Here is a 17,206-nt window from a genome sequence, read left to right on the forward strand (position 1 = left end):
AATGTTGACGTGTCCGAGACCATGACTGACCCGCTGCTTGGCCGTGTGATTGACGGCCGCTACGAAGTGCGCGATCGCGTCGCAGCAGGTGGAATGGCCACCGTCTACCTTGCTTTTGACCGACGTCTTGAACGCGACGTTGCTCTCAAGGTGATGCACCCCCACCTCGCCGCAGACGCGTCCGAGGCAGACTTCGTGTCGCGCTTCCGCCGTGAGGCCAAGGCAGCGGCGCGGCTCACGCACCCCGGCATGGTTCGTGTCTACGACCAAGGCGTCGATGGCGAACTCTCCTATCTCACGATGGAGTACGTCGCCGGCGAGAACTTGCGTGAGTACATCAACCGTGAGGGCCCCCTCCCCGTGGGGGAAGCCCTCGACATTGTGGAAAAGGTGCTCGCCGCACTTAGCGCGGCGCACAGCCAGGGACTCGTCCATCGCGACCTGAAGCCCGAGAATGTGCTCCTCGACTCCGACGGCGAACCCAAACTCACTGACTTTGGCCTTGCCCGAGCGGTCACCGAAGTCACCAGCACCACCACCGGCACGCTTCTGGGCACGGTCGCATACCTCGCGCCAGAGCTTGTCACCTACGGAACCTCGGACATGCGTAGCGACGTCTACGCGTGCGGCGTGCTGCTGTACGAACTGATCACCGGTCGTCAGCCGTTTACGGCTCATACCGCCCTCGCTCTCGCCGCGCGGAACGTCCACGAAGACATTCCGGCTCCCTCGTCACAGGTGGCATGGCTACCGGGAGAGGTCGACGACGTTGTCGCGCAGTTCACTGCGCGCAATCCCGATGCCCGTCCGGACGACGCCGCAGGTGCATTGATTCTGGTCAAGGATCTGCACTCATCGCTCGACGACCCCACGCTCGCCCGTGCTGCGGCGCGCCCTTCCGGTGCCACACCCGTCGCAGTGAGCCCTGACGACGGCGCAACAACAGTGATTGAAGAGCCGCCAAGCGGTTCCACGATCGCCCTGCCAATCGGGCTGGACGGCTCCGCGATTGACCTCGAGGTCTACTCCGACAATCTCAGCGACGACGACCCCGAAGCCACCGAACCCGACCAGACTTCTCATCGCACTGCGTGGTGGATCGCTGCCATCGTCGCTGCCGTGCTCGTGCTCGCCTCAGCCGGTGTGTGGTGGTACCAAGCGGTTGGCCCAGGTGCATATACGACAGTTCCGGACGTCGCAGGTCAGACAGAGCAGGGCGCCACAGACACGCTCGAGAACCTCGGATTCACCGTTGATGTCAACAACGTTTACGACGACGCGATCGCCGCGGGCTATGTGGTCAGTACGGACCCCAGCGGCCAAGAGCGCGCGCTCGACGGCGCGCAGATCGCGGTCAACGTATCTGAGGGCAAGGAGCAGCTCGAGATCCCCAGCGTTGTCGGCTCATCCCAGGATGAGGCTGAGCAGACGCTGACCGATGCAGGATTTACCGTAGGGGATCCCCTCACGGAGTACTCCGACACCGCACCCGAGGGTGAAGTTCTGAACGTCTCCCCCGAAGCTGGTGAGGTCGTGGATCACGACACGGTCATCGAGCTCACCGTCTCCGACGGACCGGAACCCATCACGATCCCTGACCTCATCGGAATGAGGGAGAACGCCTCGATCGTCGCGCTTCAGGAGTACGGCATCGATCCTGAAGTCGAGTACGGGCGTACCGACGAGGTTGAACCAGGCCGCGTATATGTACAGAGTCCTGATGCTGGCGCCGATGGCGTAAGGACTCAGGAGATGACGATCACGGTCTCTGAGGGGTACCCGCTCGTGACAATTCCCGACGTTCGGGGTGATGAGTACCAAGACGCGAAGGCAACCCTCGAGGGCCTAGGCCTTACGGTGTCCGGCGACGACAATCCGTGGAACTTCACAACGCGCGTCTACACGATGGACCCTGCTCCGGGCTCGGACGTCGAGCGCGGTACGAACGTATACCTCGAGTACTAAACCGCACTTCAGCCACAACGACGATGGCCCGGAACCTCACGGTTCCGGGCCATCGTTGTTCACGCTTTCACGTGGGATTACTCAGTAGTCAGAAGCTCCGATACCTGGAAGGCCATCTCCAGCGACTGCCAGTGATTGAGACGCGGATCAACCTTGGTCTCGTAGCGTGCCGCCAGACCGTCATCATCAATGTCTTCGGTGCCGCCCATGACCTCGGTGACATCGTCTCCGGTCAGCTCGACATGCAAACCGCCGGGGACGGTACCAAGAGCGCGGTGCACTTCGAAGAAGCCCCGGACCTCGTCAAGAATCGTGTCAAAACGACGCGTCTTGTAGCCAGACTCCGACGTGAAGGTATTGCCGTGCATCGGGTCGGTAAGCCACGTGACCGAGATGCCTGCGTCGCGAACGGCCTCGACCAACGGAGGCAAGGCGTCTCGCACCTTGTCTGCACCCATACGCGCGACAAAGGTCAAGCGTCCCGGAGTGTTATCCGGATTCAGCTTCTTCGCAAGCGCCACGGCATCGGCTCCCGATGCTGTGGGCCCAAGCTTCACCCCAATGGGGTTTCGGATCTTCGACATGAACTCCACGTGGGCACCGTCGAGTTCACGGGTGCGTTCACCGATCCACAGGAAGTGCGCGGAGCAGTCATACGCTTCACCGGACCTGGAGTCGATGCGCGTCAGCGCCCGCTCGTAGTCCAATAGCAGTGCCTCGTGAGACGAGAAGAGATCGACGGACTTGAGTGCGTCGAAGTCTCCCCCGGCGGCGCCCATGAAGCGGACCGCGCGGTCGATCTGCGAAGCCATCTTCTCGTACTTGGCGTTCGCGGGATTCGCCGCGAAGCCCTTGTTCCACGAGTGCACGCTACGAAGGTCAGCGAACCCACCTTGAGTGAAGGCGCGCATCAGATTCAGCGTAGACGCGGACACGTGGTACGCGTCCATGAGGCGCTGCGGATCCGGGGTCCGCGACTCCTCACTGAACGCGTGATTGTTCACAATGTCCCCTCGGTAAGCGGGAAGCGTGACACCGTCACGGGTCTCAGAATCCGACGAGCGGGGCTTGGCGTACTGGCCAGCCATGCGCCCGATCTTGACCACAGGCGTAGACGCGCCATATGTGAGGATCACAGCCATCTGCAGGATGGTCTTGATCTTGTTGCGAATCCGGTCTGCCGTCGCCTCTGCGAACATCTCAGCGCAGTCGCCGCCTTGCAAGACGAAAGCCTCGCCACGGCCGGCGGCCGCGAGCTGCTCGCGCAACACGTCGGCTTCACCGGCGAACACCAGTGGAGGCACGGCACGCAGACGCTCGCTGACCTGCTGCAGTGCCTCCTGGTCGGGCCAGGACGGCTGCTGCTTTGCAGTGCAGGACAAGTACGAATCGACTCCGGCGGCCTCCAGGGCTGCCTCGCTCATCAACTACACCTGCCCGATGTCGGCAAGGGTCTGGCGGTACCAAGCGGTCTCGGTGTCGAAGGGCTTGTGCCCCGCGATACGTGGGAACTCGATGGCCTTCAAGCGGTCACCGTCTTCCTCATCGTGTCCGATCACGCCGGCCTCACCTCGGAATGCGCACTCGACGGCGTAGTCCGTCATGGACTTAATAAGGCGCAGGTCCTCGGCATTCGCCGCGGCGGCGCGCGAGTAGTAGCCGGACTTCTGGACCATGACCTTCTCAGCGCCCAGACGCTCCGCAAACTGCTTCGCGAACCACTGGCCCGGGTTGATCGTGTCCAGCTTGACGTGACCGAAGGGGTCGCGTTCGACCTCACCGCCGGCCTCCTCGATCTCCTTGATGATCTCGGGGACACCCGCACCCTCAGACAGGAAGATGTTGACGTTTCCGACCTCATCCATCACTGTCTTCAAACGCGCGGCCTCACCCTCGATGTCAAGCGACTGCTCCGGCACATACAGCGCGTGGATGTCCCAACGCTCCTTGGACAGACCGATCTCCGGCAGCCAGTCTTGCGTGTCGAGCCACTCGCGGTACTTCATGCCTGCTGCGGCGGTGAGCCAACCACATGCACGGCCCATGACCTCGTGGATGATGAGCATGCGCGGACCCGACCTGTGCTCGCCGATCACGTTCTGGGCGAACTCGGATGCCTGCTCGGCAGCGGTCCATGCGCCAAGCGACTGCTTGATGGGCACCACGTCGTTGTCGATGGTCTTGGGCAGGCCAACAACCGTGAGCTCGTAGTCGTTCTCGTGCAGGTAGGCAGCGAGGTCAGCGGCGGTGGTGTTGGTGTCATCTCCACCGATGGTGTGAAGAACGTCTACACCGTCAGCCTTGAGCTGGTCGGCGGCGGCCTCAAGCGGGTTCTGGCCCTCTTCCACGAGTCCACGACGCAGGCAGTCGTCATAGTTCGTGAGCTTCACACGCGAGTTACCGATGGGAGATCCACCGAACTGGTGCAACAGGCCGGCCTTGGCACGCACCTCAGGAGTGATCGTGACGTACTCGCCGCGCAAGAGACCCCAATAGCCGTGCTGATACGCGATGATCTCGACATCAGGAGCGATCTCGGAGTAGCGCTCAATCAGGCCTCCGACTGCGGAGGACAAGCACGGGGCGAAACCGCCCGCAGTGAGCAGGGCGACGCGGCGAACCGACATGACATACCTTTCGTGGCAGGGATGGTGTTCTGAACAGCATTCTAGGGGCCAACTGCCCCCGTGGACCTACGAGCCTGACGCACCGTCCGCGCCGCTGATTTCGCCAGCTTCGCGTGCTTTGCGGTCGAGCTCACGCTTATATTGCGCGGCATCTCTCTCAACGATTTCCTGACCCGACAGAGCTGCGATCGCGTGCATGACGATGTCGGTCAGTTCTCGAAGCGCATCACGGTCGTCCTGTCGGCCCGCATACGCGTCGATGCGGATGGGTTCGCCAATCTTCACGCCAATGGGGTGGCGGGAGGGAACTCGTTGCCCGATGGGCTGGGCGATGTGGGTGTCAATCATCGCGACGGGAACGATGGGAACGCCCGCCTCGATAGCCATGCGTGCCACACCAGTCTTGCCTCGGTACAAGCGACCATCGGGGCTACGCGTGCCTTCGGGATAGATGCCGAGTAGCTCGCCGCCCTGGAGTGCTTGGAGTCCGGTCCGCAACGCAGCTTCCGAGGCGCGGCCACCGCCGCGGTGTACGGGGATAACGCCCACGCCCTCCATGAAGGCACGGGTAGCCCATCCCTTAGGACCCTTCCCCGTGAAGTACTCAGCCTTACCCAGGAAGACCACTTTGCGCTTGAGTACCAGCGGGAGAAACACCGAGTCGGAGAAGGACAGGTGGTTACTCGCGAGAATTGCTCCACCAGCGTCGGGAACGTTCTCTGCGCCTTCCACCCAGGGTCGGTAGTACGCCTTGGCCGGTGGGCCAATCAGGGCGTGCTTGAACAGGTGGTAGTACATGGCGCAGTAAGTCCTCCCGGTCCAGCCTAGCCGTTCGCGTTCGTGTCAATGCGAGCAAGGGCGGCGGCACCCACGATGCCTGCATCGTTGCCCATTGACGCCGCCACAATGGGCGCAATGGGACGGTGGCCCCGCGCAGACAGATTAGACACGTATGCATCGCGTGCCGGGCCAAGGATCATGTCGCCTGCGGCAACGACTCCCCCGCCAACCACGTACATTTCCGGGTCAAGGACAGCGGACAGCGACGCTGCTCCGGTCCCAATCCATTGCCCGAGTTCGGTGAGAAGCTCAATACCCAGCTCGTCGCCGTCGGCCGCTGCCTTGGTGACGTGAGGGCCCTTGATAGTGCTCGGGTCACCTCCGGCGCACCGAATCAGCCCTGCGGCCCGCACCGAACGCTCGCTCGCAGCCCGCTTGGCCTCGCGCACCAGCGCCGAGCCAGATGCGTACTGTTCCCAGCAGCCGCGGTGGCCGCACCCGCACGGGTGGCCCTCCGGAACAACGCGCATGTGCCCAATCTCTGCGGCAAACCCTGCCGATCCACGCACGAGCGCTCCATCGGAAATGATCGCGCCACCCAGGCCCGTTCCGATTGTCAGCATGATCATGCTCGAGGCGTCCCGTGCCGGTCCGTAGGCGAACTCCGCCCAACCAGCAGCATTCGCGTCATTCTCGACGACCACACACAGGTCATCGCGGCCAATTGCTTCCGCGACCTTCTGCGCGAGCGGGTAGTCACGCCACGCAATGTTGGGGGCGAACAGCACCCTCTCGCGGTCAGAGGAGACAAAACCCGCGGCTGCCAGACCGATGGCGTGAAACTCATACTCTGACGACAACTCAGCCACAGCATCGGCGATAGCAGCATCAATGCTGGCGGGATCCTCAGGATGAGTGGGTCGGCGAGTCTTCGCCAGGATCTTTCCGTCGTCCCCCACGACGCCAACTGCAATCTTGGTTCCGCCGATATCGACGCCAACTGCATGCATGCCGAGAACTCTCCTCGCAGATCAAGTGGTGGGACTAGAGAAAAGGGTATCGTGGCCGTGACCCCCGACGTCGCCTCAAGGACTCTTCATGCCTGAACAAGATGTGACCTACCCACCGCACATTGTCGCCATGGTTCGTGAACGTTGGGCCTCCAACGCAGACGCGATCGTCGTGCGCTCCCCCAACGACGGGGGTGGATGGGTCGACATCACCGGTGCACAAGCACGCCAGCAGGTCGATGCCGTCGCAAAGGGGCTCATCGCCACGGGTGTGCAACCGGGCGACAAAATCGGCATCTACTCCCGCACGCGGTGGGAGTGGACGGTGGCTGATCTCGCGATCATGTCCGCCGGTGCGGTGCCCGTCTCCATCTACGACACCTCGTCAGACGCGCAGATTGAATGGATCTGCCGCGACGCTGAAGTTTCAATGATCATCGCGGAACAGTCCTTGCACGTCGCACACGCGAATGCTGTGAAGGATGGCGGGACCACGCCGTTGGGCAAGGTCGTGTGCATCGACGACGGAGCGTTGGACGAACTCGCCAAGGCTGGTGCCGCAGTCTCCGACGAGGCTCTTGAGGAACGCCTGGCGACGGTCACCCACGACAGCCTGGCGACGGTCATGTACACATCGGGCACGACGGGACTCCCGAAGGGGGTCGAGCTCACGCAGTTCTCCTACGTGCGCCACGTCACCGGCATGGTCGAGTCGATGCACGACGTTGTCTACGAGAAGGACGCCTCCACGGTCCTCTTCCTCACGCTCGCACACTCGCTCGCCAGGCTCGTACAGTTCTGTCTCTTGTATAGCGGTCTCGTTATTGGCTACTGCCCAGACTCTTCCAAGCTGCTGCCGCTCATCGGCTCCATGCGCCCCACACTCTTGTTGGCCGTACCGCGAGTCTTCGAGAAGGTCTACAACGGAGCCGAGCAAAAGGCTGCGGCAGACGGCAAAGTCAAGATCTTCCGGTGGGCTGCCAAGCAATCGATCGACTACTCGCGAGCTCTCGATGCTCCGGGCGGACCCGGGTTCGCGCTCAAGATGAAGCACCGCGTGGCAGACATGCTCGTACTCAAGAAGATCCGCGAGCTCCTTGGCGGGCGGGCGCACTGGGCAGTTTCCGGAGGTTCGCCGCTTGGCGACAGACTCGGCCACTTCTACCGTGGCTTGGGCCTGACAGTTCTCGAGGGGTACGGCCTCACCGAGACAAATGCCGCCTCTCACGTCAACCGCCCAGAACTTGCCAAGATCGGAACTGTGGGACCGCCGTTACCCGGTATCGAGGTATCGATCGCCGACGACGGCGAGATCCTGATGCGAGGCAAGCAGTTGTTCCGCGGCTATCACAACAACGCCGATGCCACCGCTGAGGCGATGGACGGCGGCTGGTTCCACTCTGGTGATCTTGGTAGCCAGGACGCGGACGGATACCTTTCGATCACGGGGCGCAAGAAAGAGCTCATCGTGACTGCCGGCGGCAAGAACGTGTCGCCGGCCGAACTCGAGGACGTCGTCCGTGGCTATGCGCTCATTTCGCAGTGTGTTGCTGTGGGTGACAACCAGCCCTTCATCGCAGCGCTGTTGACCCTGGATGCCGATGCGCTCCCGGGTTGGCTCAAGGGCAAAGGGATGGAGCCGATGACCGTGCAGGAAGCTGCGCGCGACCCACGAATTATTGAGCGCGTGCAGAAAGCCATTGATCGCGCGAACGGCCACGTCTCCCGCGCGGAGTCCATCCGTGCGTACCGGATCCTCGACGAGGACCTCACGATCGAGAACGGGTTCCTCACACCGTCACTCAAGGTCCGACGCGGACGCGTCTTGGAGCACTTCGCCCCAGTTGTCGACGACATCTACGCCTCCAAGCACACGGCCAAGTAGACCTCGCGCCCGAGACCCGAGGTGCCGGGCTCAGCTCGCGCGATGAACTGGCACCGGGGTTTCGACCTGAGCGGGAACTCGACGTAGTGGCGGCACCAGCCCGCCAGCGACCAACAAGTCGATGGCGCGCTGCTGGTCACCGTCGATCTGCGGCGCTCGTAGAGCGTGTGGTGGCGACACGGCAGAAATGGGAGCCTCGGCACGGGCACCAGGCCGCACCGGGATTGTCAGAAATGACACGACGCAGTCACCGCAGGCTTTGCCGCGGACCTCACATGTATCGCAATCAATGATCATGGTTGCGACCTTAGAACTGGGGTGTGACACGGATTGCCGCGGCAATGTCACACCGTGCCCGTAGCGTTACTGACATGACGACCCCGCAACCCACACTGGATGACATCGGAGAGCCCCTGTCATCGACAACGTTTGTGGTTGTCGACCTCGAGACCACCGGCGCGTCAGCGAACACGTGTGAGATCACTGAGATTGGCGCGGTGAAGATGCGCGGAGGCGAGGTCGTCGGCGAGTTTCAGACCCTGGTCGACCCCGGCGCAGCGATTCCTCCCATGATCGTTGCTCTCACTGGGATCACCGACGCCATGGTGACAACAGCACCGCGTATTTCTCAGGTCTTGCCGGGGTTTCTCGCGTTCCTCGGCGACGCAGTTCTCGTGGCGCACAACGCGCGCTTTGATGTCGGATTCCTCAAGGCCGCATGCCGTACGCACGGTTACGAATGGCCTGGGGTCGAGGTCGTCGATACGCTCACCCTTGCCCGCCGTGTGGTGACGAAGGAAGAAGCTCCCAACCGCAAGCTGGGCACCCTCGCGCGAGTGTTCGGGACACGTGTTACGCCAAACCACCGCGCGCTTGAGGACGCCCGCGCCACCGGCGAGATCCTCCACGGCATGCTCGAGCGACTCGCCGCGTATGGCATCACGCATCGTGAGGATCTCGACGCGTTGCGCTCGTTCGTTCCGCGGGAGGTTCGCTCAAAAGCCACGATGGCGGACAAAGTACCCACGAAGCCCGGCGTGTATATCTTCCGCGGACCTCAGGGTGAACGTCTCTACGTTGGCACCTCAAAGAACCTCAGATCGCGGGTGAAGTCGTACTTCACGCGCGCTGAAACTCGGGGGCGCGTCAAGGACATGGTCTCGCTTGCAGTCGACGTCGACGTGATCGTCTGCCCCACTGCTGTCGAAGCCGCAGTTTTGGAGGTGCGCCTCATCGACCAATGGCGACCCCGTTACAACCGCCGCTCCACGCGTCCGGAGCGAACGTCGTGGGTGAAACTCACTGAAGAGCCCTACCCGCGCTTGGTGTTGTCGAGGTCTTCGAACGGAGAGGGCATTGCCTTAGGTCCGATGCGATCGGCAGCAGACGCCAACCTCGCGATTGAGGGGCTTCAGCAGGCGCTCGGGGTGCGGACGTGCCGTACGCGCTTGCCCATCACCCCTAAGCCCGGTGCGTCAGCGTGCATCCTGAAGGATTTGGGAGCCTGTGCCGCGCCGTGCGTCGTAGGCGCTGACAGCGACTACCAGCAAACGGTCGGGTTGGTGCGTGAGGCTCTGTCGGATGACGTCTCGGTCGTTGTTGATCGCTTGTCGGCGACTGTGACCGACTTTGCCGCGAACGAGGATTTCGAGCGAGCGGCTGACCTACGTGACCGCATCAGTGCCGTGGTCGACGGGTCGGTGCGTACGAGCCGGCTCGCGTCATTGAGTGCGTGCTCCATCGTGGCAGTCCGGCGCGTCGACGACTGCTGGGAACTGCTCAGTACCAATCGCGGGACGCTGGCCGCTACGCGCCGCGTCAAGGCGGGCGTGTGGGACGCGGCGAGCGAACTGCGGACCGCCGCGGCTCAACTCGACGTGACGACTGCCCTAGTCGAAGAGCAGCACCTGATCCTCACCTGGTTGACGACACCGGGCACGCGCCTGCTGTACGTCGACGGAACGTGGGCATCGCCGGTCACTGGTGCAGGCAGGTACTCAGCCTGGGTGAAGGCCCGCGACGACGATCGTGTCGCTACAGGGTCCACGCGCTGGCAATAGCCGACCCAGCGGATCTAGACGGCTGACCCGTCAGGCGGTCTGGCTCGCAGCTGCCCACCGAGCGAGAACATCCGCCGCACGCCCCGAATCAATCGAGTCCGATGCGTGAGCGATGGCCGCGGCGAAACGTTCCACCAAGCTTCCGGATGCTGTGCCCGGCAACGTGGCATCGGCGACGAGACCTGCGGCGGCGTTGAGCACCACTGTCTCGCGCACCGGTCCCTTCACACCTCCAAAGACGTCGCGCGCCACCTGTGCATTCTCCTCGGCCGAGCCGCCCCGTAGTTGTTCGATAGTGATCGGAGCCACGCCGAGGTCGGCTACGGGATCCAGGCGCAGTTCATTCACTTCGCCGCCGCGCACTTCCCACACCGTCGCCGGGGACGTCGCGGCCAGCTCATCGAGGCCATCGTCTCCGTGGAACACGAGGCCTTCGCGCCCCTGAGAGGCGATCACGCCTGCGAGAACCGGCGACACCCGCATGCTGGACGAGCCGATCGCACTCGCTTGAGGCTGCGCGGGGTTGGTCAACGGCCCAAGAATGTTGAACGTGGTCGGGACTCCGAGTTCCTTGCGGATCGGCATCGCAAACCGCATAGCGGGGTGGAAGACCTGCGCGAAGCAAAAGGTAATCCCGACTTCGGTGGCGAGCGTGGCGACGCGCTCCGGCGCCAGCTCAAGGTTGACGCCCAACGCAGCCAGGACATCGGCGCTTCCCGATTTCGACGTCGCCGCGCGGTTGCCGTGCTTCACCACGGTCAAGCCGGTTCCGGCAATCACGATCGACGCCATCGTCGAAATATTGACGGTGGAGAATCCATCACCGCCGGTGCCCACGATGTCAACGGTGCGGCCGGGAACTTCGAAGCGGATCGCGTGGTCGAGCATTGCCTGAGCCAGCCCCGCGACCTCCGCGGGCGTTTCCCGCTTGACGCGTAGTGCCGCGAGGAATGCGCCCATCGCCACGGGCGAAGTCGAGTCGGTCAGGACATCGTCCATGACCGCGGCAGTCTCCTCAGCCGTGAGGTCCTCATGTTCCACGAGGCGGGACAACAGTTCCTGCAAGGTCGGCATGGTGTCCTCTCACGCAGACGCGGCTGCGCCCACGACGACGTTTATTTAGGCGCTTTGTGCGGCGGGCTCGAAGAAGGCGTCGACGCTCTCGCGAACAACAAACGGGTCGAGCGGGTGCGCCACCGCGGCATCGGCCTCAGACCAGGTCGCGAGCCACGCGTCACCTGGGCGTCCGACCAACAACAACACCGGCGGGCACACATACAACTCGTGCTTGAGCTGACGGCAAATACCCATGCCACCGGACTTGGCTGCCTCACCGTCGAGGATCAGTAGGTCGTGTGACTGGGTATCAGCAGCTGCGATGACTGCGTCATGCGTAGCAACCTCGAGCCACTCGATTTCACGTCCGTGTGTCGTCGACCCCACCGCAAAACGCACCTTCTCGCGCACATTGCGGTCATCGCTGTACAACAGAATTCGCGCCTTCTTAGGTGCCGGCGACTGGGACTCGTGCTTGGCCACTTCACTCATGGCGCCCATTCTGGCACGTTCCGAGATCCTCGTTCGTTGATACCTGTAACAGCGGTCCTCGAAACACCGTCGCGTCGTGGTGCCCGGAGTCGCTCGCGTACGCAATAATGGGACCTATGTCCCATGCGACGACTATGCCGTCACCCATTCACGCCACGCGTCCGAACCAGGTTGCAGTAGGCACGATTGTCTGGCTCAGTTCTGAGTTGATGTTCTTCGCGGGCCTCTTCGCGATGTACTTCACGCTCCGAGCACAGGCCCCCGAGGTCTGGGCCGAAGACACGCAGCTACTGAACATCCCCTTCGCGCTCGCGAACACCACAGTCCTTGTGCTGTCCTCCTTTACTGCGCAGTTCGGAGTCTTCGCGGCTGAGCGTTATCAGCGCCGCCGCACAGGCTCCATCTTTAATGTGCGCCAGTGGGGAATGCACGAGTGGTTCGTGCTCACCTTCATCATGGGCTCGGTGTTCATCGCCGGCCAGGTGTTTGAGTACGCCGAGCTCGTATCCCACGGACTGACCATTTCGTCGAGCCCGTACGGCTCGGTCTTCTACCTCACGACGGGCTTCCACGGCCTGCACGTGCTTGGTGGATTGATCGCGATGCTGTTCGTACTCGCACGCTCGTTCGCCGCCAAGAAGTTCGGCACGCACGAGGCCACCACCACGATTGTTGTGTCGTACTACTGGCACTTCGTTGATGTCGTGTGGATCGCCCTGTTCGCCGTGATCTATCTCGTTCAGTAGGGAAGCAACCTGATGCACGCTCTCGCCAAGAAGCGCCATCACAAGGCAGCGCCGCTGCTGCTTGTGGTCGTGCTCCTCGCCCTCATTACTGCCATCGGCGCATTCTCCGCGACGTCGGCAACAGCCACCTCAGAGGCCTCGGCCGACGACATCGCCGATGGTGAGCGACTTTTCGCCGCCAACTGCGCCTCCTGCCACGGGCTCGATGCCGAGGGCCAGGATGGTGTCGCACCGTCACTGGTCGGTGTCGGCGCAGCGGCTGTCGACTTCCAGGTCGGTACTGGCCGCATGCCGATGCAGGCATCTGGTCCTCAGGCACCAGCTAAGCCGGTGCAGTTCACCCAGGAAGAGATCAACCAGCTCGCTGGGTGGGTCGCCTCGCTCGGTGCAGGTCCGGCCATCCCCACCGCAGAGCAGGTTGACCCTGCGCTCGGAGATGCCGCCAACGGCATGGAGGTGTTCCGCACCAACTGCGCCATGTGCCACGGATCCATCGGCGGTGGTGGCGCGCTGACGCAGGGCAAGTTCGCACCGTCGTTGCTCGAGACCACCCCCACTCACTTGTACGAGGCGATGCTCACCGGCCCGCAGTCGATGCCGGTGTTCAACGACGCCAACGTCACCCCCGAGCACAAGCGCGATGTCATCGCGTACATCGACGCACAGCGCGCCGGCTCGCCTGGCGGACTGTCGCTCGGAGCCATCGGCCCCGTTTCTGAAGGTCTGTGGGCATGGCTGCTGCTGTTGGGCCTGATCATTGCCAGCACCGTCTGGGTAGGAGCACGTTCTTCATGAGTACCCCCGAGAACACCCCTGAGAACGAGCCCCAGGAGGGCTTCGTCGACCCCGGTCTTGCAGACCACCGGCCGCGTCGAGCTGATGTCGAGCCCAAGGCGAACAAGCGCGCGGAGCGCCAGGTTGCTGCCCTCTTCGGCCTGTCCGTCGTGGGAACAGTCATCGCGCTGTGGGCTTACTTCACCAAGGACGCTGGCGATGGTGGCGACGTCGCCACCATTCAGAGCGTCAACATGTGGATTGGCCTCGGAATCGCACTCGCTATGGCGGGCATCGGCTTTGGTGCCATCCACTGGGCCAAGACGCTCATGCGTGACCACGAAATGGTCGAAGAGCGCCACGAGCTTCGTAGTTCCGATGAGGCCCGCGAAGGCGCAATCCAGAACCTGAAGGACGGCGCCGAAGACTCAGGTATCGGTTCCACTGGCACCAAGCGTCGCAGCGTCCTCAAGGGTTCGCTCATCACTGCAGTCGCGATCGCGCCGCTTGCCGTGCTGGTCCCCCAGATCGGCAACATGGGCGGCGACTGGAACATCTCGAAGTTCCGCCACACCCTGTGGGGCCCTGGCGTTCGCCTTGCACGCGACCCTGATGGCGAACTGATCAAGGCGTCCGACGTCACGATGGGTTCGGTCTTCCACGTGATTCCCGAGGGTCTCAACGACCTTGACCACCACCACAAGATGGTGGAGAAGGCCAAGGCCGTCGTCCTGCTGGTGCGTCTCGACCCCGCAGACATGAAGCCCGTAGCGGGCCGCGAGGACTGGTCGTTCGACGGCATCATTGCCTACTCGAAGATCTGCACCCACGTCGGTTGCCCCGTGGCGCTGTACGAGCAGCAGACCCACCACCTGCTTTGCCCCTGCCACCAGAGCACCTTTGACGTCGCAGACGGCGCCAAGGTCGTGTTTGGCCCCGCGAAGCGACCGCTACCGCAGTTGCCCATCGCCGTAGACGACGAGGGCTACATCGTTGCTCAGAACGACTTCGACGAACCCATTGGTGCGTCGTACTGGGACCGCCTCAAGGGCGATGGTTCCAGCGCTGACGTTGAGGAGGGTAGCCACTAATGGGCGCCAAGGTTAATTCCGCAGCCGCGGGCACCGCCAATTACGTTGACGAACGCACCTCAATCGGTGGCTTCGTCAAGTTCTTCGCACGCAAGCTGTTCCCGGACCACTGGTCCTTCATGCTGGGTGAGATCGCGCTATACGCCTTCATCATCCTGCTGCTATCCGGTGTGTTCCTCACCGCGTTCTTCGTGCCCTCCATGACGGAGGTGCACTACGAAGGCCCGTACGAGACCATGCACGGTGTCGCGATGACCGAGGCCTTCGCCTCGACTCTGAAGACGTCATTCGAGGTGCCCGGCGGACTGTTGATTCGCCAGATCCACCACTGGTCCGCGCTGCTCTTTGTCGCCGCGATCATGACGCACATGTGCCGTGTGTTCTTCACCGGCGCGTTCCGCAAGCCACGTGAGCTCAACTGGCTTATCGGCTTCTCCCTCATGGTCCTCGCGCTCGCAGCAGGATTCACCGGCTACTCGCTTCCCGATGACGTGCTGTCGGGTAACGGTCTTCGCATTATCGACGGTGTCATCAAGGGCATCCCGCTGATCGGTACCTACATCAGCTACTGGCTGTTCGGTGGCGAGTACCCCGGCGTCGACATCATCCCCAGGCTCTTCACCGCGCACATCTTGATTGTTCCCGCGCTGATCTTGGCGTTGATCGGACTTCACCTGTTCCTCGTGTTCCTGCACAAGCACACCCAGTACCCCGGTGGCGGCAAGACTCACAAGAACGTCGTTGGCCTTCCGCTGTTCCCGGTGTATACCGCTAAGGCTGGTGGCTTCTTCTTCGTCGTGTTCGCAATCGTGGCGCTGGTCGCATCGGTCTTCACGATTAACCCCGTGTGGAACTACGGTCCGTACGACCCCTCCCCCGTGTCTGCAGGTACCCAGCCCGACTGGTACATCCTGTTTGTTGACGGTGCCCTGCGTCTCATGCCGGGTTGGCTCTTTGGCCTCCCGCTCGAATGGGAGATCCTCGGTTACACGATTTCGTGGAACATCCTGATTCCGTCCCTGATCATCCCCGGTATCTTCTTCGCGATCATCGCGTTGTACCCGTGGATTGAGGCATGGGCCACTGGAGACAAGGGCGAGCGCCACGTGCTTGACCGCCCGCGCAATGTGCCCGTCCGCACCGGTATCGGCGTCGCGATGATCATGTTCTACGTGCTGCTCGTGATTGAGGGCTCCAACGACATCGTCGCCTCGCTGTTCCATCTGTCTCTCAACGACATCACGATCTTCCTTCAATGGGCGATCTTCATCATCCCGCCGCTGTCGTTCTGGATCACCAAACGCATCTGCATGGGACTCCAGCGCAAGGACCGCGAGCTGGTGTTGCACGGCCACGAGTCGGGCACAATCGTCCGCCACGAAAATGGCGAGTACATCGAGGTCCACACTCCGCTGGACGAGCAGGAAGTGTGGCTGCGGGTCAACTACCCCAACCACAAGCCCCTCGAGATCGCCGACGAGTTCAACGACCGCGGCGTCCGTCGCAAGGGCTACAAGTGGGACCGCTTCAAGCAGAAGCTGTCGCGCTTCTACTACGAGGAGCGCGTCGAGCCCGTCACCTGGGAGGAGTACCAGGAGGCACTGCACCACCACGACCACGGTCCGTCTGCTCAAGGCGAAGCCGAGGCCGCGGAGGCTCAGCAGGCCGATGCTCAACTCACCAACGAGTGGGACAAGCAAGACAAGGCCGGAGCGGCTGACAAGTAGTCGCCCGCTATCCCGTCACGAAGGCGGCTCACCCTCCGGGGTGGGCCGCCTTCGGCGTTTACGCGCCTCATCGTCGCCTCGGGAGGAATCCTTGCAAGGGTGCGGAATGCTCCCCCATACAAGACTGTTGACATACCCAGGGCATCGGTGCCACCTGAACCTCACCTGGCGCTAGGCTCGTCCTGTACCCGGAAAACCAGGCACTCCAGCATCGGCTGGTGGTGCCACTAGATGGAGGAAGCATGGCTGACTACGCACTGCCGGATCTCACCTACGACTACGGCGCTCTGGACCCGCACATTGCCGGCGAGATCATGGAGCTGCACCACAGCAAGCACCACGCCGCATACGTGGCGGGCGCCAACACCACGCTCGAGAAGTTGGCTGAAGCTCGCGACTCCGACAACTTCGGCGCGCTCGGCGGTCTCGAGAAGGCTCTGGCGTTCCACATGGGTGGACATACCAACCACTCGATCTTCTGGACCAACATGTCCCCCGACGGTGGCGACAAGCCCACCGGTGAACTCGCCTCGGCGATCGACGACAACTTCGGTTCGTTCGAGAAGTTCCAGGCGCACTTCACCAACAACGCCATGACGATCCTCGGTTCGGGCTGGTCCATCCTCGCGTGGGACACCCTGGGCAAGAAGCTCGTCATCGTTCAGCTCTACGACCAGCAGGGCAACGTTCCCGTGGGTCTCATTCCGCTGCTGATGCTGGACATGTGGGAGCACGCCTTCTACCTCCAGTACCGCAACGTGAAGGGCGACTACGTCAAGGCTTGGTGGAACGTCGTGGATTGGGCAAATGTCCAGGCACGCTTCGCCAAGGCGACGTCTGTTGAGGGCATCATCTGATCTAGCGCTCAGCGCTCACGAGGGCGGGACACCAGCACGGTGTCCCGCCCTCTTTGCGTGTGCGGCAGGCACTTCACGGGCCGATGCTGTTCGATAGTGAGCAGGAGCAGACCCAGCAATCCTGTGGGAGGGATTC

Annotated in this window: 15 protein-coding genes; 8 read left to right on the top strand and 7 right to left on the bottom strand. The window is 62.6% G+C overall.

The window, feature by feature from the left end:
- Window positions 1-9 precede the first annotated feature (9 nt).
- Window positions 10-1,965 (top strand): Stk1 family PASTA domain-containing Ser/Thr kinase, encoded by a 1,956-nt coding sequence (gene pknB / locus AOP74_RS10045; protein ID WP_152649268.1) that lies wholly within the window; start codon window positions 10-12, stop codon window positions 1,963-1,965.
- 77 nt (window positions 1,966-2,042) lie between these two features.
- Here pknB and AOP74_RS10050 read toward each other — a convergent pair whose 3' ends face one another.
- The 4 genes from AOP74_RS10050 to AOP74_RS10065 all read right to left on the bottom strand — a co-directional run bounded on the left by AOP74_RS10050 (window position 2,043) and on the right by AOP74_RS10065 (window position 6,382).
- Window positions 2,043-3,389, bottom strand: coding sequence for a class II 3-deoxy-7-phosphoheptulonate synthase (locus AOP74_RS10050; RefSeq protein ID WP_061962243.1), 1,347 nt, complete (start codon window positions 3,387-3,389; stop codon window positions 2,043-2,045).
- A 3-nt stretch (window positions 3,390-3,392) separates the two neighbouring features.
- Complete coding sequence (locus tag AOP74_RS10055; RefSeq protein WP_061962244.1) at window positions 3,393-4,592, bottom strand: pyrophosphate--fructose-6-phosphate 1-phosphotransferase; 1,200 nt, start codon at window positions 4,590-4,592, stop codon at window positions 3,393-3,395.
- A gap of 66 nt (window positions 4,593-4,658) precedes the next feature.
- A complete protein-coding gene (locus AOP74_RS10060) occupies window positions 4,659-5,390 on the bottom strand; it encodes a lysophospholipid acyltransferase family protein (protein WP_061962245.1) in 732 nt (243 codons plus the stop codon).
- Between the two features lie 26 nt (window positions 5,391-5,416).
- Window positions 5,417-6,382 (bottom strand): ROK family glucokinase, encoded by a 966-nt coding sequence (locus tag AOP74_RS10065; RefSeq protein ID WP_061962246.1) that lies wholly within the window; start codon window positions 6,380-6,382, stop codon window positions 5,417-5,419.
- Window positions 6,383-6,470: 88 nt separating this feature from the next.
- Between AOP74_RS10065 and AOP74_RS10070 the strand changes: the two genes are divergently transcribed.
- Complete coding sequence (locus tag AOP74_RS10070; protein ID WP_061962247.1) at window positions 6,471-8,267, top strand: AMP-dependent synthetase/ligase; 1,797 nt, start codon at window positions 6,471-6,473, stop codon at window positions 8,265-8,267.
- A gap of 30 nt (window positions 8,268-8,297) precedes the next feature.
- Here the strand turns inward: AOP74_RS10070 and AOP74_RS12080 are convergent, their stop codons facing one another.
- Window positions 8,298-8,507, bottom strand: a complete 210-nt coding sequence (locus AOP74_RS12080) for a hypothetical protein (RefSeq protein ID WP_236683803.1) — start codon at window positions 8,505-8,507, stop codon at window positions 8,298-8,300.
- A 131-nt stretch (window positions 8,508-8,638) separates the two neighbouring features.
- Here AOP74_RS12080 and AOP74_RS10075 point away from each other — a divergent pair, with 131 nt between their 5' ends.
- Window positions 8,639-10,327 carry a DEDD exonuclease domain-containing protein gene (locus tag AOP74_RS10075; RefSeq protein ID WP_082096246.1) on the top strand — a complete coding sequence of 563 codons (1,689 nt, stop codon included), beginning with the start codon at window positions 8,639-8,641 and terminating at the stop codon, window positions 10,325-10,327.
- Between the two features lie 30 nt (window positions 10,328-10,357).
- Here the strand turns inward: AOP74_RS10075 and trpD are convergent, their stop codons facing one another.
- Entirely contained in the window at window positions 10,358-11,401 is a 1,044-nt protein-coding gene (gene trpD, locus AOP74_RS10080) for an anthranilate phosphoribosyltransferase (RefSeq protein WP_061962248.1), read from the bottom strand.
- Between the two features lie 45 nt (window positions 11,402-11,446).
- Window positions 11,447-11,875, bottom strand: coding sequence for a response regulator (locus tag AOP74_RS10085; RefSeq protein WP_061962597.1), 429 nt, complete (start codon window positions 11,873-11,875; stop codon window positions 11,447-11,449).
- Between the two features lie 116 nt (window positions 11,876-11,991).
- On the opposite strand from AOP74_RS10085, the gene ctaE reads away from it, so the two are divergent.
- The 5 genes from ctaE (at window position 11,992) to AOP74_RS10110 (ending at window position 17,070) form a co-directional block, all read left to right on the top strand.
- A complete protein-coding gene (gene ctaE, locus AOP74_RS10090; protein WP_061962249.1) occupies window positions 11,992-12,621 on the top strand; it encodes an aa3-type cytochrome oxidase subunit III in 630 nt (209 codons plus the stop codon).
- 12 nt (window positions 12,622-12,633) lie between these two features.
- A complete protein-coding gene (qcrC, locus tag AOP74_RS10095; protein WP_061962250.1) occupies window positions 12,634-13,416 on the top strand; it encodes a cytochrome bc1 complex diheme cytochrome c subunit in 783 nt (260 codons plus the stop codon).
- Window positions 13,413-14,486: a cytochrome bc1 complex Rieske iron-sulfur subunit gene (gene qcrA / locus AOP74_RS10100; protein WP_061962251.1), complete on the top strand. Its 1,074-nt coding sequence runs from the start codon at window positions 13,413-13,415 to the stop codon at window positions 14,484-14,486. Before qcrC ends, qcrA begins: the two co-directional genes overlap by 4 nt.
- Complete coding sequence (qcrB, locus tag AOP74_RS10105; RefSeq protein WP_082096247.1) at window positions 14,486-16,213, top strand: cytochrome bc1 complex cytochrome b subunit; 1,728 nt, start codon at window positions 14,486-14,488, stop codon at window positions 16,211-16,213. Before qcrA ends, qcrB begins: the two co-directional genes overlap by 1 nt.
- Before the next feature lie 242 nt (window positions 16,214-16,455).
- Complete coding sequence (locus tag AOP74_RS10110; protein WP_061962252.1) at window positions 16,456-17,070, top strand: superoxide dismutase; 615 nt, start codon at window positions 16,456-16,458, stop codon at window positions 17,068-17,070.
- The last annotated feature ends 136 nt before the right edge of the window (window positions 17,071-17,206 follow it).

This window comes from Demequina flava, assembly GCF_000975035.1.
In the GTDB taxonomy this organism is placed as follows: domain Bacteria; phylum Actinomycetota; class Actinomycetes; order Actinomycetales; family Demequinaceae; genus Demequina; species Demequina flava.